General features: G+C 44.3%; 19 protein-coding genes and 1 tRNA gene. 11 read left to right on the top strand and 9 right to left on the bottom strand.

The window, feature by feature from the left end; all coding sequences use genetic code 11:
* Positions 1–9: 9 nt before the first annotated feature.
* Positions 10–984: an ABC transporter permease gene (locus QHH26_10790; protein MDH7482440.1), complete on the bottom strand. Its 975-nt coding sequence runs from the start codon at positions 982–984 to the stop codon at positions 10–12.
* Positions 981–1,925 carry an ABC transporter permease gene (locus QHH26_10785; GenBank protein ID MDH7482439.1) on the bottom strand — a complete coding sequence of 315 codons (945 nt, stop codon included), beginning with the start codon at positions 1,923–1,925 and terminating at the stop codon, positions 981–983. The genes QHH26_10790 and QHH26_10785 overlap by 4 nt, the downstream gene beginning before the upstream one ends.
* A 444-nt stretch (positions 1,926–2,369) precedes the next feature.
* Between QHH26_10785 and QHH26_10780 the strand changes: the two genes are divergently transcribed.
* On the top strand, positions 2,370–2,555 hold the full coding sequence (locus QHH26_10780; GenBank protein ID MDH7482438.1) for a hypothetical protein: 186 nt from the start codon (positions 2,370–2,372) through the stop codon (positions 2,553–2,555).
* A 72-nt stretch (positions 2,556–2,627) separates the two neighbouring features.
* Here the strand turns inward: QHH26_10780 and QHH26_10775 are convergent, their stop codons facing one another.
* Positions 2,628–2,903 (bottom strand): HU family DNA-binding protein, encoded by a 276-nt coding sequence (locus tag QHH26_10775; GenBank protein ID MDH7482437.1) that lies wholly within the window; start codon positions 2,901–2,903, stop codon positions 2,628–2,630.
* Between the two features lie 227 nt (positions 2,904–3,130).
* On the opposite strand from QHH26_10775, the gene QHH26_10770 reads away from it, so the two are divergent.
* The 3 genes from QHH26_10770 (at position 3,131) to QHH26_10760 (ending at position 6,765) form a co-directional block, all read left to right on the top strand.
* Positions 3,131–4,297 carry an iron-containing alcohol dehydrogenase gene (locus QHH26_10770; GenBank protein MDH7482436.1) on the top strand — a complete coding sequence of 389 codons (1,167 nt, stop codon included), beginning with the start codon at positions 3,131–3,133 and terminating at the stop codon, positions 4,295–4,297.
* A 151-nt stretch (positions 4,298–4,448) separates the two neighbouring features.
* Positions 4,449–5,078 (top strand): hypothetical protein, encoded by a 630-nt coding sequence (locus QHH26_10765; protein MDH7482435.1) that lies wholly within the window; start codon positions 4,449–4,451, stop codon positions 5,076–5,078.
* 94 nt (positions 5,079–5,172) lie between these two features.
* Complete coding sequence (locus tag QHH26_10760) at positions 5,173–6,765, top strand: ATP-binding protein (GenBank protein ID MDH7482434.1); 1,593 nt, start codon at positions 5,173–5,175, stop codon at positions 6,763–6,765.
* Positions 6,766–6,773: 8 nt separating this feature from the next.
* Here QHH26_10760 and QHH26_10755 read toward each other — a convergent pair whose 3' ends face one another.
* From QHH26_10755 to QHH26_10740, 4 genes are all read right to left on the bottom strand, one after another.
* Complete coding sequence (locus tag QHH26_10755; protein MDH7482433.1) at positions 6,774–8,651, bottom strand: beta-galactosidase; 1,878 nt, start codon at positions 8,649–8,651, stop codon at positions 6,774–6,776.
* Entirely contained in the window at positions 8,652–11,129 is a 2,478-nt protein-coding gene (locus QHH26_10750) for an extracellular solute-binding protein (protein MDH7482432.1), read from the bottom strand.
* Between the two features lie 204 nt (positions 11,130–11,333).
* Positions 11,334–12,293 carry an ABC transporter permease gene (locus QHH26_10745; protein ID MDH7482431.1) on the bottom strand — a complete coding sequence of 320 codons (960 nt, stop codon included), beginning with the start codon at positions 12,291–12,293 and terminating at the stop codon, positions 11,334–11,336.
* A gap of 43 nt (positions 12,294–12,336) precedes the next feature.
* A complete protein-coding gene (locus QHH26_10740; GenBank protein MDH7482430.1) occupies positions 12,337–13,275 on the bottom strand; it encodes a sugar ABC transporter substrate-binding protein in 939 nt (312 codons plus the stop codon).
* A gap of 114 nt (positions 13,276–13,389) precedes the next feature.
* Here QHH26_10740 and QHH26_10735 point away from each other — a divergent pair, with 114 nt between their 5' ends.
* Both QHH26_10735 and QHH26_10730 read left to right on the top strand, forming a co-directional pair.
* A complete protein-coding gene (locus tag QHH26_10735; protein MDH7482429.1) occupies positions 13,390–14,946 on the top strand; it encodes an arylsulfatase in 1,557 nt (518 codons plus the stop codon).
* An 83-nt stretch (positions 14,947–15,029) separates the two neighbouring features.
* On the top strand, positions 15,030–16,427 hold the full coding sequence (locus QHH26_10730) for a hypothetical protein (GenBank protein ID MDH7482428.1): 1,398 nt from the start codon (positions 15,030–15,032) through the stop codon (positions 16,425–16,427).
* A 135-nt stretch (positions 16,428–16,562) separates the two neighbouring features.
* Here QHH26_10730 and QHH26_10725 read toward each other — a convergent pair whose 3' ends face one another.
* Positions 16,563–17,699, bottom strand: a complete 1,137-nt coding sequence (locus QHH26_10725) for a Gfo/Idh/MocA family oxidoreductase (protein ID MDH7482427.1) — start codon at positions 17,697–17,699, stop codon at positions 16,563–16,565.
* 393 nt (positions 17,700–18,092) lie between these two features.
* Between QHH26_10725 and QHH26_10720 the strand changes: the two genes are divergently transcribed.
* The 5 genes from QHH26_10720 to QHH26_10700 all read left to right on the top strand — a co-directional run bounded on the left by QHH26_10720 (position 18,093) and on the right by QHH26_10700 (position 22,320).
* Positions 18,093–18,902 carry a PEP-CTERM sorting domain-containing protein gene (locus tag QHH26_10720; GenBank protein ID MDH7482426.1) on the top strand — a complete coding sequence of 270 codons (810 nt, stop codon included), beginning with the start codon at positions 18,093–18,095 and terminating at the stop codon, positions 18,900–18,902.
* Positions 18,903–19,026: 124 nt separating this feature from the next.
* Positions 19,027–20,262: a glycosyltransferase family 9 protein gene (locus tag QHH26_10715; protein MDH7482425.1), complete on the top strand. Its 1,236-nt coding sequence runs from the start codon at positions 19,027–19,029 to the stop codon at positions 20,260–20,262.
* Between the two features lie 78 nt (positions 20,263–20,340).
* A tRNA-Ala gene (locus QHH26_10710) sits at positions 20,341–20,415 on the top strand.
* 137 nt (positions 20,416–20,552) lie between these two features.
* The gene (locus tag QHH26_10705) at positions 20,553–21,242 is read left to right on the top strand and encodes a hypothetical protein (protein MDH7482424.1); all 690 of its coding nucleotides are present in this window, start codon (positions 20,553–20,555) and stop codon (positions 21,240–21,242) included.
* Between the two features lie 19 nt (positions 21,243–21,261).
* Positions 21,262–22,320, top strand: a complete 1,059-nt coding sequence (locus tag QHH26_10700; GenBank protein ID MDH7482423.1) for a type IV pilus twitching motility protein PilT — start codon at positions 21,262–21,264, stop codon at positions 22,318–22,320.
* A gap of 53 nt (positions 22,321–22,373) precedes the next feature.
* On the opposite strand, the gene QHH26_10695 is transcribed toward QHH26_10700, so the two are convergent.
* Positions 22,374–23,144, bottom strand: coding sequence for an MTAP family purine nucleoside phosphorylase (locus QHH26_10695; protein ID MDH7482422.1), 771 nt, complete (start codon positions 23,142–23,144; stop codon positions 22,374–22,376).
* Positions 23,145–23,439: the final 295 nt, after the last annotated feature.

Below are 23,439 nucleotides of genomic sequence, written 5' to 3'. Positions count from 1 at the left end.
TTCCTCCTCTCAAAATTGCAACTTCAGCCTTTCACGCAATGCATTTCTTAGATTATCAGCTAGAACAGCTAGTATTAGAACTACACCAAGAAATAATCCCTGCCAAATATCCGGGACTCCTATAAGATTCAAGCCATTTCTTAAGATTGCCATTACCCCAACACCTATTATTGTACCTGTTATGTTTCCTTCGCCACCTCTGAGGCTACTTCCTCCCATTACAACTGCGGTGATTGCCTCAAATTCAAAATTGGCACCGGCGTCGGGCACTGAGGATACCAGCCTTGCAGCCATCATTACGCCTCCCAATCCACACAGCAAACCGGTAAATGAGTAGGCGAATAACTTTATTCTAAAAACGTTTATTCCAGAAAGTCTCGACGCCTCCTCGCTTGCACCAACCGCATATATTCCTCTTCCTAGCGCTGTCCTTCTGAGCAAGAGTACGCCAAGCATTACTAATATAAGAGCAATAAACACAGGCAGTGGAATATACCCTATCCATGGAATTGGACCAATCGCTTTCTGCCCTAGCGCAGCAAAAGCATCCGGAAACCCCGAAATTGAACTTCCCCGAGTCAGAACATATGCAAGCCCTCGCGCTGCGCTCATCATAGCAAGCGTGACAACAATTGGCTGTAATTTTGCTTTCGTAATGAAAAGGCCGTTGATTAATCCACATCCCAACCCAGCAAAAACGGCTATAACGCATGAAACCCAAATGTTCAAGCCTAAAATTGAACTAAGAACGCCAACCAGCACAGAGGACAATCCAACTACTGAGCCAACGGATATATCAATTCCGCCGGTTATTATAACCATCGTCAACCCGACGGATACCACTGCCAGCTCCGAATATTGGCGCGCAACGTTGAATAGGTTGTCCGGAGCTGCAAAACGTTCGGTTTGCATCGTGAAAAATGCAAATACAACCACAAAAAGGATAAAGACTGCTAATTCTTTCGACCTAAGGATTGAACTCATTGTTTTGTCAGGTATCGGAATTTATCGAGCAACACAGCTGCAAGAATTACTCCGCCCAAGATTAACTTATGCCAATAGATTGAGGCGTCTAACAAGATAAGCGCACTGTATAAAACAGACATGATGGCAGCACCAAGGACCGAGCCAATGACTGAACCTTGCCCGCCTGATATGCTTGTTCCGCCAATAACCACGGCAGCGATTACATTTAACTCATATCCCAATGCCATATTCGCTTGAGCTGAATTTGCTGAAGACGCCATTACTAAACCTGCGACCGTCGCAAGAAAGCCGTTCAACATATAAACCAGTAGCTTTACTTTGCGCACGCTTATTCCCGACAGATGCACAGCATTCTCATTGCCGCCGATGGCTTGGATATACCTGCCTAACCTACACTTCCATAAAAAAAGTGACGTAATAGTAGCAATTAAGAAGAGGATAAAAGCAGGTGTTATCTTGCTACCTATAAAAGCCATTCCAGCCGGCAGCGGGCCAATCCACTTTGCTTGGGTGAATAAAGTTACAGCCGCTCGGTATATTGCCATAGTACCAAGCGTCGTTATGATTGGTGGTATTCGCAAAAAAGTAATGAGTAAGCCGTTCAACGCACCGCACGCGGTTCCTATTCCTAACCCAGCCAATATTGCTATCAGTAGGTTTGACCCATTAACCGCAAGGATTGCAATTACAGAAGCTGAGAGCGCTAGTACTGAAGCAACCGACAAATCAATTCCGCCCGTGAGAATGACGGCAGTCATTCCAACTGCCATAATCCCTACTATGCTTGTTTCCCTAGCGATACTGAGTAGATTCGCATGTTCACCAAAGTTCGGAGCCTTGTTCCAAAGGAATACAACCGCCAAGAGCAAGAAAACTAGGGCAGGTAGCTCCCGAATCTGCATGATTCGCCCAAGATTGTAACGGAATGGCTTTTTCATAAAAATAAACGTTCAAAACAACCAGGCTTATATTTAGGTAAGACAAGAAAAATCTTATCAGGTTCACTGCCCAAGCGCAAGAACTTTATAGCACTGTTATATAAACCTTTTGTCCTATCCAGCGAGCACAAGTGGGTAGCTAACGTACAGAGGGAATTCAAATTCAGTACTGCTTTGATTAGGTATTTTGCACCGAGTGATGGCTTATTATATTTATGTTGCAAATGCATCACCACGGCGAACTCAAATTTCACTATTATCCGATGCCTCTTTTGGGTAAATAAACTTAGTAATTACCCAAAGTCTACTATAACTTGCACATCCAATGGTCAATTTATAGCATAAAACATAAAAATCGCCTTGGCCCTGAAAATTGCCAAGGATTCTTGTTAATCTTCGATTACGTTGCCTTCGGCAAAAGCATTAGAGGAGGGGTATGCCTAAATGAGAATGACCAGAGATGCTTACGCAAGGGAGGTATGGAAAGTCGTCGAGGCGTTTCATCAGGGCCAAAAAATCATACCATGTCCTCACGAAAACTGTGATAAGCAGCTTGAAATATCTCAGCCAAGCCTTAAAACAGGTACAGCCCTAATTTGTAGCAAGCATGGAATAATCTTCCGAGAATAGGCAACAGAAAAGGGAGGCTGTTTTGCCTCCCAAATATTGCCTGCGCCACATGCCGTGTAAGCCTGCTAAATATTAAGGTGACACGGCATCCCGAAGCTTTTTTCCTGGTCTGAAAACAGGGCTAGCGCTAGGTGGGATTTTAATTTGTTCGCCTGTTCTTGGATTGCGCCCAGTCCTTTCTCCACGCGTGCGCACATCAAATGTGCCGAACCCAACCAGCGAAACCTCTTCCTTTTTACTCAACGCTTCGGTGATGGCGTCGAGGGTAGCATTCACTACCTTTTCAACATCAACTTTCTTCATGCCGGTCTTTTCAGCAACCGCGTTTATTAAATCAGGTTTATTCAAGTAAGTCACCCCCTTTCATACCAAGAGTTGCCTTGAATCGAAAGCCGCTTTGTGAGATTTGGTTTGCCTGCAGAAACGATAGGTTGGCAATAATTCTACTTACTTTTACCCAAAAAACCGAGAAATTCACAGAATATTTGCTATTTTTCGTAAAATAATAAGCAACAGAAAGGCGAATATTAGTTATAATCGAAAAGAAAGCATGCAAATCGGAGGTAGAACTTAGAATGAACTTAACCTTTCAGACCGCAAAGAAAATAATCTTTGGCGCTGGTTGTATTCGAGACATAGGCACAGAAGCTGCATCTCTAGGTAAAAATGCATTTCTTATTACCGGTAAAACGTTCCTGCGGCGAACAGGTTGGCTCGACAAAGTCTTAAAACTTCTGGCGGAATCAAAAATAAAGGTAAACATTTTTGAGCATGTTCCGCCAGAGCCCACAATTTCTAATGCTCAATGGGCACTAGATTCTTTCAAACAGAGTACATCGGATATAGTAATAGGCATCGGTGGTGGAAGTGCTCTCGATGTGGCAAAAACAGTAGCTGTCATTGGTCGCCAACCAGGAACGATTTATGAATACTTTCATGGACGCGAGGTAGAACAAAAGGGGACACCATTCATAGCGATACCAACCACCGCCGGGAGTGGTTCAGAAGTCACTCCAAATTCGGTATTGATAGACGAAACCGAACGAATCAAAGCAAGCATACGAACCCCCTTGATGCTTCCAGATGTTGCAATCGTTGATCCCGAATTTACGTTATCCTTATCCAAAGAATCTACGGCATATTCAGGCATGGATGCTCTTTCGCAAGCAATCGAAGCCTATGTATCAAAAGGCGCAAATCCAATAACCGACGCCTTAGCAAAAAGTGCTGCAGTTCGCTTATTAACCAACCTACCCAAAGCCTACCACAATGGAACGGATATTGAAGCAAGGACAGAAGTCGCGTTGGGAAGTCTCATGGGAGGCATTGCATTTGCCAACGCCAGGCTTGGTCTTGTTCATGGGTTAGCACATCCGATTGGTGTCATAACGGGCCTCGCGCATGGCTTAATATGTGCCCTCCTGCTTCCATTTGTAATGCGTTTTAACCTAGAAACATCAACAATAAAATACGCTGAGCTTGCGCGTGCTGCTGGAATTTCAAGCAATTCTGATGACAACAAAGCCGCCGAGGCTTTAATTAATCATTTGGAACGCTTGAATTCGGAAATGGATATTGAAAAACAGCTAACAAAACTCGTACTTGACCGCCATTACTGGCCCCAAATAATCTCGCAAACCCTTGCATCGGGCTCGGCAAAGAGCAATCCGCGCCAGGCGACAGCGGAAAGTGTCGAGCAAATTCTAGAAACAATTTCGAGTCATAATCTATCTCCGAGTTAAACGAAATTGCGTCTTCTCGAATGCTGTTTACAGAACAACAATCATGATTTCTTAAAAGCGTATTAGAATAAAGGCAAACTTGACCGGGCAGGGTTTCGATGATAAAATCTCATAGCCAGACATCACGGCTTCAAGGCACAAAGGAGTTGCCATGAATCCTGAACTTATGACTTGCCAGCGATTGACCGCCGGGATTCTTTACCCACCGCTTCAAATCCAAATGGTGGACCTCAATCGCCTGTATGCTGTCATCACGGAAAGATATCAATATCATAATTTAACACATCTGCCAGACGGGGTTCGCATGGCTAATCCGACTGGCGACTGTTTCATCCAAACAACTAGAATTCAGGTGAACGAAGCAGTCGTTCACTTTCAGGCAAGCAAAGAGAAATGTCTCGATATATTCCAAATAGTCAGCGAGCGGCTGAATATACAGAAATATTTAACCTTCGGAATTAAACTTACTGCACTGCTTCCGCTTTCCAAGCCGGATGCTGCTCCCCAATTTACCGAAGCTCACCTTCTAGCAATAAGACCTGACCAGTGGGCTTTGCTTGGACCAGGCCGCAAAGGCGCGGGGCTGAGAGTTGTGCTACATCAAGACGGCATCCACGACTTACGAATTGAGCCATTTTTCAATGATACCTCTCAACTTTACATCGAACTAGATGTCCAACACCCCGAGCCTTTCGATTCGTTAGAAGGTATCGAAGAAAAGATGGATTCTGCGTACAACTACCTCTTTGGCAATTTGAAAGATTTCCTCGCTTCGTTTTAGAACGCCGCGATTCACCCTTACTTTAATCTTTAGTATTAACAATTCCCTATATCATGCCAATAATTAACTTGATAAACGCTTAAAAGGTGCAAAATTGGACGCATCAAAAGAAACCTTGGAAAAACTATTAAAGAAACAGCACGCCGCTCACCACAAACAAGCCCAACTATGGTGGCTTGCGATAATAGTTATTATTGTTTTAACTTTGTGCATGGTGCTGATGGATATCTCATCAGCCATTCTCCAACACACTAAATACATCAGATACTCCAATTTCTTTATAGAAAACCGCATTTTGCGGATTGGCCTGGTGTCTGCAATCCTCCTACTTTGTATTTATTTCTTCGACTCTTCAAGTAGGGCGAGGAAGACAAGTCTTCAGCTAACCAAAGAACTGGCTGAGAAAAATCAGATAATAGAACAGCGAAACAGAGAATTATTAAAGCTTAAAGAGATTTCAGACCGACTAGTTGGCAATCTGGATATGCAAGAAGGCTTGGATATGCTCCTGAGCATGGCACTAGAGATAACAGGTGCAGAGACTGCCTCAATTCTCTTGATGGACCAAGAATTGGGCTTACTTGATTATATGTCCGCAAGAACAGTATCTGTCAATGGAACTTGCACAGATTTATCGCATATAAAACGCGGCCTTGCAGAATGGGTTGCAAAAAACAGTAAGCCAATACTGGTCAACTCGGAATCAGACGAACCTGAAATTTCGGCGTTACTTGGCACGCGGGGCGTCGCACCCACTATGATTGCACCAATTGTTGTTGGTGGGAAAACGCTTGGTGTCCTCTCAATTGTGCGTGGAAAGACAAATGAACCCTTTAATCAAAATGACATTCAAGCAATTTGTGAATTAACTGATCGTGCTGGATTGGCAATTGAGAAGATGCATTTGTACAGAAAGCTTCGCGAGCAAGTGGTTTGCTTGCGCTCAGCCTTAAGGGATTTAAAGCGCGCCCAGGCAGGTCTAATTCAAAGTGAGAAGCTAGCGTCCATAGGGCAACTAGTTGCCGGCATGGCACACGAGATAAATAACCCCTTATTGGTGATTCTTGGTCGTGCTGAGATGCTTTTAGTTGATATGGATCCTGATAATCCTACTGCAAAAGACCTTGAAATAATAAAATCCGAAACACAGAGAATAGCAAATCTGGTGCGAAATTTACTTGGGTTCTCACGCACCAACCATCCTGGTATGCTAAATCCTGTTAACATAAATGAACTGATAGAACGCACGCTAGAGCTTGTGCAAACACAAGGTAGTATTACCATAGTAAAACGACTCACCGAAGATCTCCCTATGATTTATGCCGATGCAAGCGAAATTCAGCAAATTTACATGAATATCGCTATTAACGCTGTTCAGGCAATGAAAGAAAAAGGAGGCAAGTTGATTGTAGAGACTTCGCAGGATGATGCAGGCTTTGTCGTTGCAAAGTTTGCTGACACTGGCCCTGGGATAAAACCCGAGCACCTAAGCAAAATATTTGACCCCTTCTTTACGACAAAACCTGAATTTGAGGGTACCGGACTTGGCCTCTCTGTAAGCAAAAGCCTTGCTGAGAAATATGGCGGCAAAATCGAAGTTGAGACACGCGTCAAGCAAGGTGCAACATTTATTGTAAAACTACCTGCAATACAAGAACCACTTCAAGAACTTCCCAAAGTTGCTTGAAAAAGTCATTACTTAAAGCTTGGTAGAATGATACCTCTCATAATAACATTTTGTGCGAAGACGAAGACTGTTAGTGTTGGTATGGCTGCTATTGTCAATGCAGCCATAGTTATATACTTCGGGGCCGTAATCTGAAGCTCATACAACCAAACCATCATCGTCCACATTTTTGGGTTTTGGCAAACCAGAAACGCAAACATAAACGCTCCATACGCCGCCGTAAATGAACTGAGTGCAATCACTGCAAAAATAGGCTTAGATAGCGGAATTGTGATTTGCCAAAACATCCGTGCTTCGGATGCTCCATCGATGATTCCAGCTTCATAAAGTTCCTTCGGGAGGCTATCAAAGAAACCTTTAAGTAGGAAAATCGAAAACCCACCAGCCATTCCGGGAAGAATCAGTGCCCAAAAAGTGTTAAGCATATGGAGCTTCTTTAGGAGCAAGAAATTCGGAATCAATGTTACTTCCGCAGGAAATGCCATTGTGGCTAACAAAAAGAGCAACACCTTATACGAATAGCGAAGGTTATACCGCGAAAGAGAATAAGCGCACAGCGGGTTAACAATTAAATGGGTTAAAATAGCGGCCAGACAAAAGACAAAAGTGTTGAATACTGCCCTTCCGTGAAGAAGTATGTAGTTCAAAACCATTGCATAATTGCGAATTATAAAGTGCTTCCTCAATTCCCTATGGTGTGTAAGTACATAATGCCAGTCGGCAAGGTGCTGGGGCGGAGATACGTCTAGAAGAGAAGCATACTTTGTTCCGTAGGCTCTATTGATTGCATCAAAGCTGCCGTATTTTTTGAAAAGATATTGCCTGTATAGGTTTTCTGAGTTTACAGCTTTTATTGCAGTGACTGGAACAACTTTCGAAATAAAATCCATCCAGTCAACAAGCGGTGTTCCCTCAGCTGGCGCCTCCTCTGGTAAGACAATCTGGTTAAATGATGAGTAATTTGTACCGTAGATTCTATTTACTTCTTCGATATTTCCCCCATAACGGTTTTGAAGAAACTTCTGATAAGCCGGCAATGCCTTTGAGTTTAGAACCATATAACGGAACGGAAGCATAGTTCGTGCGAACTCTTCCCAGTCGGCTCTTTGCCTAGGGTCAGCGGGAAGGGTAGGGGAAAGGTGAACTTCCATAAATGATTTGTAATTAGTACCGTAGGCTTTGTTTAGTTTGGATATATCGCCATCGTATTTGTTCTCCTTTAAGAATGTCCAAAACAGTGGATCGATGCAAATTACCCGCCGAAATTCCGATGGCAATGATGCTTTGAACTTCAGCCACTCTTGCATTTTTGGGGTTTTCTCTGGCTGCCACTCACGGCTTTCCGTGCGCTCGAAAGGTGTAAAAACGGTCTCGAAGCTTTCATTTTCCTCGCGATAAAGCTTGTTGAGAGCATTAATGTCGTTATTAAATCGCTTTCGAAGCCAAGCCCGATATTCGTTTAGCAAACGGCTTGGAGCATTACTTATGACGCCATAATTTGCTTGCATATACTTAAGCGGAATTGTCCGACTAAAATCCTCCCAGTCCTTTACCATTCTCTTTTGATTTGTCGTGAGAGGTGTTTTCTGGGGTGGAGCAATGTCCTCCATTTTTGCAAAGTCGGTACGGTAATAGCCATTGATTGCGTCCATATCGGCAGCATACTTTATCTCGGCAAATTTGGCGAAAAGAATCGAATCGTCATACCAGTATTTAGGTATTACGCTGTAGCTGTTAACATCAACACCGCTTTTTGTGGAGGTTGCCAACATAATGAGGAAGGGATAGACCATCGTTATTGCCCCCAAAGTTAGGACAATATATAATCCCGCGATGAGCAAGCGCATTGACCACGAACGTCTGCCAACAGTTGGGATAATTGACATCTATTCTTCCCTCCCTGCTGCGGAAAAGCGGACGTTTCTCAATATGCGTAGCTGATACATTGTGAAGGCTATCAGCATACTTCCCATCATCCAAGCGGCGGCTGTAGCATATCCGAATCTTAAATACATAAATGCGTTGTACCATATTTCGAGGCCAATAGTGTGAGTTGCATTTAGAGGGCCGCCACCCGTCATTACAAAGATGTTCTCCATTGCCTTAAACGAACCTATGAATGCTCCAACGAAATTGATAATTATAAGAGGCTTTAGGGTTGGCAACGTTATGCGCCATATCTTGCTCCATACGCCAGCACCGTCAATATCCGCTGCCTCGTACATTTCATCAGGAATGCTCTTCATTGCAGCTAGATAAATAATACTTCCAGGTCCAGCACCCGCCCATATGCCTGGAAGTATGACGCAAAGCATAGCCAGTTTTGGATCGCCTAGCCATTTAAGAGGCAAATTAAATTTGAGGATTTCTGGGTTGATTCTTAATGTGTTCGCAAGAGCTTCTGCAGCTTGATTGTAAAATCCTAAAAGTGTATTGAAAAGTCCTTGGGGCGTGGGGTCATAGAACCACATCCAAAGAAACATAATTACAAGACCACTTGTTACTGCAGGTAGGTAGTAGAGAGTTCTAAAAAGCATCTTGCCACGTGGAACTTCATGAAGCATTAATGCTAGGAAAATTGGTACACAGAAGCCAAGGCTTAGGTTCATCCCCGCATATAATAAACTGTTTAAGATACCCCGCCAGAAAGTTTCTGTTGTGAACACTTCAATAAAATTGTCCAAACCAACCCATCTGCTGTTGCCAATAATTCGGTAATCCTGGAATGCCATAATCATTCCACGAACAAGCGGGTAGTATGCCCAAACAAGTATTGAAAGCACTGCCGGAAGCATGAAAATCCAAGCGACCACATGAACCATCTTGCTACCGCGCACGACCCTCGTGTCTGCAGTTTCATCAGCATGCGCCTTTGCCAACTTTCTAACCTGCGTTGCACCAACTGAGCAAATGAGCGCTAGGAGCGTCGCAAATATAACACGAGCCGTCTTTCTTCTTCTTTCTTGGACCCTAGGGTCTACATAGCCAAGCATTTTGCGGTCAATATTGCGAGCGGCTTCATCCAGAATTTGTTTAGGGTCTTTGTCAGGACGAAGGACGGCTTCCTGCAGGGGATAATCAAGCTCAATATAAATCATCTCGCAATTTTTGCCATGAGGCTCGGGCCGACCATATTTAAAAGCTTCCCTGTTAGCTTCGATCCAACTCTTTGGAATTCCGCGGAGGTATTCGACATAGCCATACTTCTCGAGCATAACGGGGTTAACCATTTTTCCCAACCCCGACTCTACGTACGCCTTTGTTCGCACCCTGTCGGCTTCTTCGCTGCCCATGAACTTGATGTATTCCCAAGCAGCATCTCGAACACGCTTGTCTTTTATTGTGGCATTGATTCCCCACATACCGGCGTTGATTTCATTCGCATGCCCCGCCGGGCCCGCTGGGAGCGGCGCAATTCCTATCAAGCTCGGATTGATGTTCGAACGGTTGGTTACAAGATCGGTGGAATATGCAAACCACTGAGCTATTTTCCCTTGTTCAATATCCTGTGCGTAGGTGGCTGTCCTAGTTGCAACTCCAATCATTTCGCGGCCATTTCGCTTCCATTTTCCAATCATTAGCTTTTTGTAAAAATTAAGCGCTTTCACACCTGCCGGCGAATTAAAGACGCAATGCCACTCGCCTTTTTCATCTTGAGCAACAATATCGCCACCAGCTTGCCATAGAAAATTAATCCAATGGAAAGCCGTACTACTTGGCCCTGACGAGAACGCAAAACCCCATTGACCTTTTTCAGGGATAGTTAGCTTCTTGCAATACTCATAGAATTCATCCCAAGTTTTGGGAGGTTTGTTTGGATCAAGGCCGGCAGCTTTGTAAAGGTCTTTACGATAATATAAGGCTTGTACGCATTGAAACCACGGAATCGAATATACCTTGCCATCTACAGTTATGACTTTTCGGATTTCTGGATGAATTTTCTTTAATATTTCGGGGTCTTTTTCGATGTACTCATTGAGGGGATAGAGAAACCCCTGGTTTATAAAATTGTGAAGCTTTCGAAAATTGACATAGAAGACGTCAGGGGCAGTACCGCCTGCCATTGCCATGAGTAAGCCACTCTCTGCTGCTCTTCCTTGCACCTGCAAGCCGCTTGCGCTAATGATTTTTATGTTCGGGTGTAATTCCTGAAACCGCTCAAAAACTGCGCGATTTGCACGCCGCCAAGGGTCGGTAGCGTCTTTAGGAGGAATACCCCAATCTCCACCCCATAAGCGAAGCTCAACAATATCTCCTTTAGCGGACTTGTTAGTGTCCGTATCGGCCAAAATAAGCCCTGAGCCGCAGGAGATTAACATACAAGCAAACAGCAAGCGCAGTATATGCTTTTGGATCTTGAACAAGCAGACCTCCGTGGTGATATTACGAAGATGTCCTAAGAAGAACAAACTATACAGGAAGTATAACAAAGCTTACATGCGATGTCAACTCAATTGAAAAATAAACATATACATGAGTGGTAGTGGAGCTCTCTCAAAACATATACTACGTTCTTTAATGGAGGCTAGTTGTTAGGTTAAGAAATATAAACTCTTTTTCCATTTCCTCTAACTTTTTGAAGTAATTCTAGATCGGTAGTAATCAAGGATGACAGCCAATACTATCACAAAGCCTGTAATCATTCGCTTTGTTGCTTCTTCTGTGCCAATCTGTGAAAGTCCGCTGCTCAGTATTGCCATAAACAACACACCCAACATAGAGTTTATTACCGAACCACGGCCTCCCATTAGGCTAGTTCCGCCGATTACTACTGCCGCTATTGCTTCTAATTCGAAACCTGTGCCAGCGTTGGGATTTGCCGAAGCCATGCGAGCGGTGTTCACCACCGCGGCCATTGCGCAAAGTAAGCCTGAAAGCGCATACACTGAGACTTTTATCCTTGACGTATTAATTCCCGATAAATATGCCGTTTGCTCATTTGCTCCAATGGCAATTAAGTACCTCCCAAAAGTACACCGCGACAAAATCAATTGGCCCAAGACTACTGCGGCAATTGCAATAATAAAAAGCACAGAAATATTTGCAACCCCTAACCCTGCAATTTTGCTAATCTTGGAACCCAAATAGATTGTGCGAGTCTCGGTAAGAAGGAAAGTTGCGCCACGGGCAACTTCAAGCATTCCCAAGGTAACAATGAAGGGTGGTAAAGCCCACCTTACAATTACTAGACCATTGATCATCCCGCAAAATAGTCCCGTGGCAATGCAAGCTAGAATTGCTATCGGAAGAGGTAAACCAATGCGGTCAATGCTGAGTCCCAATACTGCACCAGAAAGCCCCACAAGCGAACCAACCGAGAGATCAATCCCCGCAGTAATCAATACAAGCGTCATTCCAACAGCAACCAATAGCGCAGCAGGAATTTGATTGGCAATTGCAGTAAAGTTCGTGGCTGTCAAAAAGTTTGGACTTCTAATGCTGAAGTAGACTACAAGGGCGACTAAGATGGTGCCTAAACCTACTATATCTTTCAGCCACTTAAGGGTTGACGGCGTTGCCTTTTTCATATTTTCTCTGACAGCGATTTAATGTTCTTGAGTTTTCGCAGTGCTAATTTTCTACTTTAGTTATTAAATCTACCGGAGTTTCTTTATCCTTTGGTGCAGTCTTGCATCGAAGCATTTCTAGAGCATATTCAATGCCATAAACGGCAAGTTGATCAGCATGCTGGTCAGCCGTGGCAAGCAACTTACCTTCCTTAAGGAGCTCTTGTGCCGCGCTGATATTATCATAGCCAACCACTAAAATCTTTCCAGACTTTCCCGCCTCTTCGACGGCTTTTACCGCTCCAATAGCCATACTGTCATTCCCGCAAAGGAGCGCCTTGATATCCGGATGTGCAGTAATAATACTGCGTGCGAGTGCGTTCGCTTTATCGGTTTCCCAATACGCCGTTTGGGAGGTAACAACCCGGATTCCAGCGGCTTTCATAGCATCTTGGAACCCCAATTTTCGCTGTTCGCCATTATATGCGTTCGGCGCTCCCTCTAATATCGCAACCTTATCGCCAGGCTTCAATAACTTAGCTACCACTTCACCAACCGCTCGCGCACCTTTGCGGTTGTCCGGACCAACAAAGGGTGCCTTGAGCCCTGCTTCTTTGAGAGCAGAGCTATCAAATCGGTTATCTATATTCACGACAACAATGCCTGCATCAGCGGCTCTTTTGCATACCGAAACCAAGGCTTTTGAATCAGCAGGCGCAATTACAATCGCGTCAACACCCTGGGCAATCATTTGCTCGACAAGCTCAACTTGCTTATTTACATCTAATTCATCCTTGATTCCGTTTACAATTAGTTCATATTCGGATGCATGCTCTTTATGATGCTTTTCCGCACCCTCTGCCATAGTCTTAAAAAATTCATTGGCAAGTGATTTCATTATCAACGCAATTCTCGGCTTTTCAGCCTGCTTTTTGCCGCAACTAGCGATACCGACAACTGAAATACAAATAACCAAGAATATGACAATCCTTCTTAATATCATATCTGCCTCCAAAAGTAATACGTTCTAATGACCTTTTACACCATAATAAGCAAAATAACCTTCAGCTTTGAAGGTATTAATGACAACCTAACGAAAAGAAAATTGGTGGTGCATATGGTTGAAAAATCGAAAAACCTACCAAGCAGAAAGCCTAATATTGTTTTAATCTTAGCAGATGATATGGGGTTTTCCGATGTTGGCTGCTATGGCGGTGAAATTTCCACCCCTAACATAAATCGGCTAGCCGAGAATGGTATCAAGTTCACTCAGTTTTATAATAACGCTGTATGTATGCCAACTCGCGCATCTATTCTCACTGGCCTTTACCCTCAACAGGTAGGTTCTGCCGACAAGGCAAAACTTAAAGTATCTGGAAACGTGACTATTGCAGAAATATTGAGAAGCGCTGGGTATCGGACTCTTATGTCCGGCAAGTGGCACAACGGCAACTCACCTTGCGAGCTACCAACATCGCGTGGTTTCGATAGGTATTTTGGTCTCCTCAGTGGAAGTAGCAACTACTTCAACCCTGGCTTAAAACGCCCGCATGAGCCCGAGCCAGCGCATAAATCTCCAGGCGACATGCGCCCTTGGGGGATTGATGAAAAGATAATCCATCCATTTACGCCTGATGATCCTGATTTTTACGCAACCGATGCTTTCACTGAGAATGCTTTGGCATTTCTCGACCGAAATGGGCATGAAGATAAACCCTTTTTCCTTTATGTTGCATATACCGCCCCCCACTTTCCAATACAAGCAAAACCTGAAGATATCGAGAAGTATCGCGGCAAATACATGCTCGGTTGGGATGTAATTCGTAGCCAGCGATATGAACGCCTGATTGAAATGGGCATTCTCGATAACAAATGCCGATTGTCACCACGTGACCCGCTTGCGCCTTCATGGGATGACATTAGCAATAAAGACGCCTGGGACCTTAAAATGGCAGTATATGCTGGGATGATAGAATGCATGGACCGCGGCATCGGACGAATCGTTGACAAAATCAAAGCGCTCGGAAAACTGGAGGATACAATGATAATATTCCTCTCAGATAACGGCGGCTGTGCTGAACATATCAATCGCACGCCAGACATTCCGCCTGGTCCTGTAAACTCATACTCCACCGTAGATGCGCCATGGGCAAACGCAAGCAATACGCCTTTTAGGCGATTCAAGGTATTCCACCATGAAGGTGGCATCTCAACGCCTTTGATAATCTCATGGCCGCGCTTAATTGAAGGCGGCACAGTTTGCCACGAACTTGGACATGTAATGGACCTTATGCCAACACTTGTTGAAATTGCCGGCGCTAAGTATCCAAATGAGTGGAACGGTCAGCGCGTCTTGCCAATGGAAGGCATTAGCCTTACCTCAATGTTCACCAAGACCGCATCCCCAAAGGGATGGGAGCGTCCCCCCATCTGTTGGGAATTTAAAGGTTGTCGGGCAGTGAGATTCGGCCAATGGAAGCTAGTCACACAAGGTCCACCTCGGGTACATGTCAACATCCCAATTGAGCCTGGAAACGAAGCTTGGGAACTTTATGATATGCTTGAAGACCGTTCAGAAACACACAACCTCGCCGAAAAATATCCAGACAAGGTTAGAGAACTCGAAAAGATTTGGCTAGATTGGCACAGACGCTGTAGCCCACAACACCATTAAGTTCGCAAATGTAGAGATAATAGAAAACAATTGAAAAGTTAATATATTCCAACAGTTTGCTTGTAAAGTGAGGGATGCTAAAAGTGAGCACTTCTAAACCTAAAATTGGTCTTCTACCCTTTTACTTTGAGCTTTATGACAAGGTTCTCCCGCACGTGAGACCGAAGATTGACGCTTTTTATCAAACAATAGCTAATTCGCTGGAAGAACGAGGTCTTGTAGTAATTAAAAGTGCCGTTTGTCGCGTTAGAACAGAGTTCGACCATGCAATGGACAATTTTTTACAAGCTGGAGTGGATGCTCTCGTTACCTTACACCTAGCCTACTCCCCATCTCTCGAGGCGGCAGATGCGCTAGTCAGAACAAAATTGCCAATTATTATCCTAGATACGACACCTGCTTACTCCTTTGGTCCCAGCCAAAATCCTGAAGAACTCATGTACAACCACGGAATTCACGGCGTTCAAGATTTATGCAATCTTTTAATCCGACGTGGAAAAAGCTTTTATATCGAAGCTGGCCATTGGGAAAAGTCCGACGTCCTCGACCGCGTGGCATTATGGGCACGGGCGGCTTTACTCGCAACCGCAATCCGAACCGCAAATGTAGGGCTTATAGGAAAACCTTTCGAGGGAATGGCAGATCTTTTGGTATCACCTGACTTGCTCAGAAGCAGCATTGGCATCAAAACCGTCGAAACCACTTTCACTGCCCTTGCAACGCTCCTTCCGTCAGAAAATGACCCCGAAGTAGAAGATGAAATAAAAGCTGATTACTCAACTTTCTTACTCAAAACGGTGGACCATCAGGCACACAGAACAACAATTCGGGCATGCTTGGCAGTACGCCGCTGGATGGAAAAAGAGCAACTCAGCGCGTTTACTTTTAATTATAGAGAGATTAACCAGTCTACTGGGTTCCCAACTGCACCTTTTCTTGAAGCTAGCAAAGCCATGGCAAGAGGTATGGGATATGCAGGGGAGGGCGATATTCTCACTGCCGCTCTTGTTGGAGCTCTCGCATCACAATACCCTGCGACGACTTTTGCCGAGATGTTTTGCCCTGACTGGGAAAACAACTGTGTCTTTATAAGCCATATGGGTGAAATGAACTTTCAACTTGCGGATAGTAAGCCTACTTTGGTTAAAAAAGAGATGCCATGGGTGGATGCAGAAAGCCCAGTAATGGCAGTCGGACGATTCAGAAAAGGGGAAGCAGTATTGGTTAACTTAGCGCCGGGTGCTGATGAGAACTTTACGTTGATTCTTGCTCCAGTTGCCATGTTGGAAATTGAAGGCGAAGATAGAATGACTGATTTAGTAAGAGGCTGGATGCGTCCGAAAATGCCGCTTGCTGATTTTCTGACGGATTTCAGCTACCTTGGAGGAACCCATCATTCTGCGCTAGTTTATGACGCGGACATCGACAACCTAATACGCTTTGGAGAATTAATGGGCTGGCGGACTGCACTACTGGAATAAGGTTCATTTTTCAGCAAGTATTGCAACTACGCCGGCCCCATGTATAGCAGTCCGTGAGGTTCACAAGGTTCTCACGGATTGCTGTTATGCAAACATTCCAAATCGAGTCTGGTTTCTCAATGAAAATGGCTTGCTTTAAAAAGGCTTAGGAAAGTCTACCCAACTGTGCGTTAATGCTGATTCCTCGACAGCAGCCAGCAATTTCTGGACATAAAGCCCTCTTTTAAGCGACGGTTCGGCTGGTTTTCCTTCCGCAACTGCCAAGAGGAAATTGTATAAGCAGTGCATGTGACCCCTCAACCAACCGATGCTCGCTTTGCCCGATGGGAATACCGCAGGCTTATCATACTTTTGAACGCAAGATATTTTCTTCCAACCTCGCGAACCACCTAGTGGAGCATCAACATCGCGAAGGTCATATGCTTCCAGCCAATTCAAATCCATTAGGTTAAACCGAATCGCACCTTTATCACCGTGTATTTCGAACCGGAACTCGTCTTCTGTCCCTGTAGCAATTTTAGATGCCTCCAACGTACCAATAGTACCGTTCGGCAGTCGAACAAGCATTACTACTTGATCATCCGCCTCAACTTGTACAATCTGGCCGTTTTGGTTGGGACGAGTAGGGTATAAAATGCGCAATTCGGCAAGAACTTTTTCAAATGGACCAATATACCAATCCATTAAATCAACCACATGGGACCCTAGGTCTTGGAGCACCCCAGCACCTTCGGATTTCAACTGCTTCCAACGCATTGGTATGTTTGGATCAACCTGGCCTGAGTGGAGGTATGCAGCTCTGAAGCCGATAACGTTACCTAGAAAACCTTCCTCAATGAGACGTTTCGCCCGAATTGTAGCAGGAAGAAAGCGGTAATTAAACGTCATTTGCCCAATGCCTTTGTATTCACAAAGCGCTTTCTCAATCTTTTCTATGGCATCCTTGCCAACTACAAGTGGCTTGTCACAATATATATGCTTTCCCGCAGCCATTGCCTCAAGAAGCTGCTCAGTATGCTGGCTGTTTGGCGTGCAAATGTTTATAATATGAATATCCTCTCGCTTAATAAGCTCACGCCAGTCCGATGTGCCAAATTCAAAACCGCCTATCTCCTTAGCTTTTTGCGCCGTTTCGGGCCGCGAAGTAGCGACACCAACAAGCTTGGTGCGTACAGGCACGGGGTCATAAAACAAAGGCATGTTTAAATAACCATATGCATGCGCTTTGCCAATAAAACCAAATCCGATTATTCCTACACCTAGCGTGTCCATATCCAACCTTCCTTAGTATCACGTCGCGTTCTGTTTGGCTTTAGATTCCTTAGTAAATTCATAGCCGCAATTTATTCTCATCAGTCTGCAAGCATAACAGAAGGATGTTGCTGACAAGCATAACCTTTCTGAAATCCGAAAAAATAGTACCTTGCTTGCCCCCAATTGTCAAGCTAGGTTACTGCTAATGAAATTACCTTTATAAAGCTATCAAAAAGCGCACATATACATTTTTGGCATGATTCTTGCAGGTAATTCTACCAGAAGAATAGCATTCATTCAGCACCTAAAGTGCCGTTACCAAAACAGAAAAATTCTCGGTAAGCAGTGTCCAATCTTGCACCAACCGATTCCATAGTTAGGCGATTACCATTGGCAAAGGAGGTAATACTAATGGAGCGTAGATTTTGGTTCGCAGTTTGTTTGGCTTTTCTAGTTCTAATTTGTTATTCAGCAAATGCTGACCCAGTCAAATATGTCCAGCATCCTAATCATGACATTAGTTTCGATTACGCATCTCATATACTAAATGGTGTGGGATTTTTAATGGCTGATGATTGGACATGTAGCGATGGCCTTCCAATAACAGACATTCACTGGTGGGGGTCGTATTGGGTTCCTCCCACTACAGGGCCTATTTCATATTCTGACTGGCGACCAAGCGCACCTCCCGGAGGCATCACCAAGTTCACAATTGCAATTTTCTCCAATGTTCCAGCAAATGACCCGAACAATACGCTTGGCTTTGCGCATCCTGGCAATTTAAACTATCCTTTATGGATTGGTGAATACACAGGTGGGTGGAACGAAACTTTCGCCTTCAGTATAGACAAGGGTAATGGAGTTTACGAAAACGTATATAAGTACAGTGTATTTCTTAAGGATGGATACAATCCACTTACACAATCTCCATCGCCCCCAACTTTCAACCAATCAAAGGACACGACCTACTGGCTGGCAATTTGGGCTGAACTCCCCGCTGACAAGCAGTGGGGTTGGCATGAGGCTTGTGGCCACTATGGTAATTACGCCGTTCAAACAGAAATAAGTGGCACAGCTGAAGACTGGTTCATCCCCTGCGGTGGCAGAGACATGGCATTTGAATTCACCGCAGTACCCGAGCCCAGCTCGGTACTAGTTTTGAGTATTGGAGCGGCTTCTCTCTTTGGCCTCACGGTAATAAAAAGAAAACGCTCAAGTTAACTAACATCCTATTAAATGGGTGCTAAGAAAAGGCCTGGGAGGTTCTAAATCTCGCAGGCTTTTTGCATCTGCTACAGGTCGCAAAAATTTGACGGGCTAATCGAATATTAGATATACTTCTGGCATGAAGCCTCAAACCATCCGCATAATAGACAAATGGGTTGGGCAGCCTTTATGCGGATTGCTAACCCTTTTCCGCACAGCCACAAGTCCATTAACAAAGAAATCGCGCCCGTTGAGGAAAATCTTATTTATCAAGTTTATTGAGCAAGGGGCTACTGTCCTTGCATATCCTGCTATCAAGAGGGCGATTGAGCTTGTGGGACGAGAGAATGTTTATTTTTGGGTGTTTGAGGAAAACCGACCAGTACTGGATTTCCTTGATATCATTCCCTCTGAGAATATCTACACTGTGCGAACAAGCAGCATCTTTACTTTTTTATTTGACATCATGCGAACCCTTCGCCAAATTAGGCGAGAAAAAATCGACGCCACCATTGACATGGAGTTTTTCACGCGCGCACCCGCGATTCTCAGCTACCTAACCGGCGCATGTCGCCGCGTCGGGATGCACCGCTTTACTAGCGAAATACCCTATCGTGGCAACTTAATGACACATCGAATACAATACAACCCTTACCTGCACACAGCTGTAACGTATTATACACTGGTAGAATCCCTTCTGCGAGATCCATCTGAAACACCAATGGTAAAATGCAAGCTTGCAGACATCGACCTGTCGCCTCCTTCATTCAATCCTAGCGAAAAAGAAAAAATAAGAATGCAGGAAACCTTAAGTCAGATAGCTGGACGAAACGTAGAACGACCAATCGTCTTGCTCAATCCAAATGCTAGCGATTTGATACCAATAAGACGCTGGCCGAAAGAATGTTTTGCTGATCTCGGGAAGCGAATACTTACAGACCATCCGAGAGTTACCATAGTGATTACCGGCTCACCATCCGAAAAAGATACTGCGCTTGAAGTTTCTCGCGAAATTGGCTCGGAGCGGATAGTCAATATGGCGGGCAAGACAACCCTTCGCGAACTGCTGGTGCTTTACACCATATCCGATATACTTGTCACCAACGACAGCGGGCCAGTTCACTTCGCATCTCTAACTAATATCAACTCAGTTTGCTTATTCGGGCCAGAAACCCCTAGGCTATATGGGCCGCTGGGCAACCGAGCTTACGTTATAACATCAGACCTTGCGTGTAGCCCTTGCGTAAATGTCTACAACCATCGTTTTTCGCCATGCCGAGATAACACATGCATGAAAACAATCACGGTGGAAGAAGTTTACAAGGTTGTTTCTAGCTTGTTATCTAAAATTGACACAAAAGAACACTCAAAGTAGCTACCTTAAACAAACGCGGGGCGAAAAATCAGTTGCAATTACTTACTGGTCGTAGTATAATAATTTTGAACTTAACGTGGGGCTGTAGCTCAGTGGGAGAGCGCTTCCTTGGCATGGAAGAGGTCGTGGGTTCGACTCCCATCAGCTCCACCATTTAATTTTATACAGACCTTAACTACAGTAGGCAGGAAGCATTGATAACAACATCAAAGAAAGGAAGCATGTCTTACACCTTACAAAGCTCTCCAACTTTCTATGGACGGGCTTGCCCTTTTAAAATCCACTGGAAAATGATTGTTAAACTTCTTCCTTTAGTCCTTGCCATTCTCTTAACTCTTCCAGCAGAAGCAAAGACCACTCCCAAACTTTCCGAACCTGACGTGCTTGTGTTTATTCAACTTACAGGCACAAACATGGATTTTGTGTCTTTTACCTATCCAAAGGTCGTGTCAAAAACCCAAGCAATGACACATTTGAATCGTGTGACAGCAGAAACCGGCTGGCAGGCACTTGACCTCCGTATAACCAACAACAGCCTCTTAAAAAGTGGAAGCAACCCAATGACGTCGGTTGAGTTTGTCACACCACAAGCAGTCAAACTTGAGTTGGGGGGACTTCCCGTTGAGCCGTTTGTGAAGGCTTTCAAGGATTTAAACCATATCGAGCTTGTGTACGCAACACCACCAAACTTCATATTTCAAGGGTTGAGGCAGTTCGAAAATAAATACGTCAAAATCGTGCTTCAACGTGGCACTAATACTTATAGATACTTAATTACAATAAAGGATTCAAACTTTGAAACGCTTGGGCTGCCATTTCTACAGCCTGAAACACCATCCGCACCCAAAACAGAAAGACCTGTTGAGCACAAGTCTCGTACTTTTGCAGTCATACTGATTATTATTCTTGCACTAGTAGCTGGAGCATTAACATATAAGCTTGTCGGACGACTAGTTTATTCGGGTCGTTCCGGCAGATAAAGGAGATGAGCCAAAACATATGGATCTAGTTGAACTTTTAAAACTGGCAGCAGATAAGAAAGCATCAGACCTATTCTTGAAAGAAAATGCCCCACCTACACTTCGCGTAAATGGGCAAGTAACGCCAACAGATTATCCAAGTTTGACAGCAGATGACGTTCGGCAACTTGCTTATAGTATTATGACCCACGACCAAATCGGGCGATTTGAACATAGACACGAACTAGATTTAGCCTTCACAATGGAAAACGTTGCCCGATTTAGAGCAAACATATATCAGCAGCGAGGAAGCATCGCAATGGTGCTCCGAATCATCCCCCTGCAAATCTACACCCTTGACGAATTGGGAATGCCATCGGTTATAAAAGACCTTACTATGCACCGCCAGGGACTTGTGCTTGTCACTGGCCCAACGGGTTCAGGCAAATCTACCACGCTGGCAGCAATGATAGATTTGATAAACAACACACGCACATGTAATATCATTACCATTGAAGACCCAATTGAGTTTGTTCATGAAGACAAGAAAGCCATTATAAGTCAGCGTGAAGTAGGGATAGACACGGATTCGTTTACGGATGCGTTGAAATACGTTGTGCGCCAGAGCCCGGATGTCATCCTTATAGGAGAAATGCGCGACGTTGAGACCATGAACGTTGCATTGGCGGCATCCGAAACTGGACATTTAGTTTTCTCGACGGTGCACACAACCAGCGCAGCAGAAACACTCGACCGAATTATAAATATGTTCCCCCCACATGACAAACCGCAGATTTGTATGCGCATGGCCAACTCGCTTCGAGGCATAATTTCACAAAAGCTATTGCCTAAAGCGGATGGTTCGGGACGAATTGCTGCAGTAGAAATCATGATATCAACTCCAACAATAAACAAGCTTATCGAAGAGGGACGCTCCGGGCAACTCTACGCTGCAATCAGCGAGGGAGGATTCTGGGGTATGCAGACGATGAATCAATGCCTGGTAAAATACTATAAAGCTGGGTTGATTACCGAAGAGGAAGCCATACTCAATGCTGGCAACCTAACCGAGCTTAAGCAAATGATTAGGCGCCCATAGATTTTCTTGCTCTTTAATAATTAATTTCGGACCATTTTTCAAGAGAATGATGATTATTCAAATGGCTTTGCTAGGGTAGGGCAGCTGCATTTAGAATCATCAGGTATCATCATAATTGCCCGCTCCAAAAGGCTTCGTATCTCCGCGGAGCGGGCTTTTACCATTTTGACAACATCTTCGTGTGAAAGAATCACATCCGACAACCCTGCGCCATAATTCGTAACGATTGCAAGGCACGAGTAACACATGCCAAATTCCCTCGCAAGAATTGTTTCAGGAACTGCCGTCATGCCTACAACGTCGCCACCAAGTTTGCCAAGCATTCGAACCTCTGCTGGAGTCTCATATCTGGGCCCACTCATCCCAACATAAGTAACTCCTGGTAAATTCCCCAACCCAAGGCAAAGAGCGGCTTGCCGAAGAAAAGACATAAGTTCAGAACAATATGGCATTGAGAAATCAACATGCGCAATCAATCCGGGCTTGTCATAACGTGTAATCGGAGACCCTTTCATAAAGTCTATAAAATCTTCTAGCAATGCAAGGCTTCCGGGTCCAATATCTAATCGAAGAGATCCAACAGCGGCTGTTGCAATAATTTTTGATACACCAACCTCCTTTAAAGCCCATAAATTCGCATGGTAGTTTACTAAGTGCGGCGGCCTATCCATACCAAGCCCATGTCTTCTGAGTACTATGATTTCGCGACCAACAATGTTTGCATGGGTTATGCATGCAGAGCCATAGGGAGTTTGGATTTCCTCCCATGTTCCTAATTGAAATAGGTCTCCCGTCCCTGTGCCTGCTATCAGAGCAAGTTTCATCTTAACCTCCAAGGATTGAAAAGCTTGACATTAAAAAGACTAAAAGGTAAATTTACATAGGATTAATCAATTGGCATTCTAAAGCAAACTACGAACAATCTCAACAAAATCTAGGCACAAAATCTGCTTACCCCCTTATTTGGCACAGTAGGCAAAAAACCTTTCGCATTAGTGAAGTTAAGGCAAGGTTCTTAATCCCTTGCCATCTTCAACACATATATGGTTAGCATCCGAGGGAATATTGGGTATAATACCAACAGCTGAAGATTTACTAATAATGCAACTATATTTGCCG

Source organism: Armatimonadota bacterium, assembly GCA_029907255.1.
In the GTDB taxonomy this organism is placed as follows: domain Bacteria; phylum Armatimonadota; class UBA5829; order DTJY01; family DTJY01; genus JAIMAU01.
Note: the sequence above shows the minus strand (reverse complement) of the source record. Positions and strands in the feature narration are given on the sequence as shown.

What these genes read in the sequence shown, in the direction of transcription:
- QHH26_10725 (MDH7482427.1), bottom strand. Translation starts at nt 17,699, where the DNA reads ATGGACACGCTAGGTGTAGGAATAATCGGATTTGGTTTTATTGGCAAA.
- QHH26_10765 (MDH7482435.1), top strand. Translation starts at nt 4,449, where the DNA reads ATGAATCCTGAACTTATGACTTGCCAGCGATTGACCGCCGGGATTCTT.
- QHH26_10705 (MDH7482424.1), top strand. Translation starts at nt 20,553, where the DNA reads ATGATTGTTAAACTTCTTCCTTTAGTCCTTGCCATTCTCTTAACTCTT.
- QHH26_10700 (MDH7482423.1), top strand. Translation starts at nt 21,262, where the DNA reads ATGGATCTAGTTGAACTTTTAAAACTGGCAGCAGATAAGAAAGCATCA.
- QHH26_10745 (MDH7482431.1), bottom strand. Translation starts at nt 12,293, where the DNA reads ATGAAAAAGGCAACGCCGTCAACCCTTAAGTGGCTGAAAGATATAGTA.
- QHH26_10785 (MDH7482439.1), bottom strand. Translation starts at nt 1,925, where the DNA reads ATGAAAAAGCCATTCCGTTACAATCTTGGGCGAATCATGCAGATTCGG.
- QHH26_10720 (MDH7482426.1), top strand. Translation starts at nt 18,093, where the DNA reads ATGGAGCGTAGATTTTGGTTCGCAGTTTGTTTGGCTTTTCTAGTTCTA.
- QHH26_10735 (MDH7482429.1), top strand. Translation starts at nt 13,390, where the DNA reads ATGGTTGAAAAATCGAAAAACCTACCAAGCAGAAAGCCTAATATTGTT.
- QHH26_10715 (MDH7482425.1), top strand. Translation starts at nt 19,027, where the DNA reads ATGAAGCCTCAAACCATCCGCATAATAGACAAATGGGTTGGGCAGCCT.
- QHH26_10770 (MDH7482436.1), top strand. Translation starts at nt 3,131, where the DNA reads ATGAACTTAACCTTTCAGACCGCAAAGAAAATAATCTTTGGCGCTGGT.
- QHH26_10755 (MDH7482433.1), bottom strand. Translation starts at nt 8,651, where the DNA reads ATGTCAATTATCCCAACTGTTGGCAGACGTTCGTGGTCAATGCGCTTG.
- QHH26_10790 (MDH7482440.1), bottom strand. Translation starts at nt 984, where the DNA reads ATGAGTTCAATCCTTAGGTCGAAAGAATTAGCAGTCTTTATCCTTTTT.
- QHH26_10740 (MDH7482430.1), bottom strand. Translation starts at nt 13,275, where the DNA reads ATGATATTAAGAAGGATTGTCATATTCTTGGTTATTTGTATTTCAGTT.
- QHH26_10695 (MDH7482422.1), bottom strand. Translation starts at nt 23,144, where the DNA reads ATGAAACTTGCTCTGATAGCAGGCACAGGGACGGGAGACCTATTTCAA.
- QHH26_10780 (MDH7482438.1), top strand. Translation starts at nt 2,370, where the DNA reads ATGAGAATGACCAGAGATGCTTACGCAAGGGAGGTATGGAAAGTCGTC.